The 388-nt window shown below is 75.0% G+C and carries 1 pseudogene; it reads right to left on the bottom strand.

The features are described from left to right. Positions 1 to 388: pseudogene (locus PUR61_RS36545) on the bottom strand (heavy metal translocating P-type ATPase); the annotation flags it as partial.

Genomic DNA, 388 nt, shown 5'->3' with positions numbered 1-388 from the left:
CGGCCGCCTCGGCGGCGCGCTTGGCCTCGGCGAGCGGCGCCGGAAGGTACTGCGCCCAGTCGGCCAGGAGGGCTTCCCGGCCGGCCACCACGGCGTGGCCGTCGACGACGCCCTGCACGCCGAGCCCCGGGATGTTCTCGCACCCTTCGACGGCGGGCAGCGGGCCCACCTTCTCGGCGGCGTCCGAGGCGACGGCGGCGGCGATCGGGTGCTCGGAGGCGTGCTCCAGCGCACCGGCCAGCCGCAGGACCTCGGTCTCGGTGACGCCCTCCGCGGTGCGGACGGCGAGCAGGGTCATCCGGCCGGTTGGGACGGTGCCGGTCTTGTCCAGCACGATCGTGTCGACCCTGCGGGTGGATTCGAGCACCTCAGGGCCCTGGATCAGGAT

It is taken from the genome of Streptomyces sp. BE20 (assembly GCF_036322525.1).
In the GTDB taxonomy this organism is placed as follows: Bacteria; Actinomycetota; Actinomycetes; order Streptomycetales; family Streptomycetaceae; genus Kitasatospora.
This window is presented reverse-complemented; position numbering and strand designations above follow the sequence as displayed.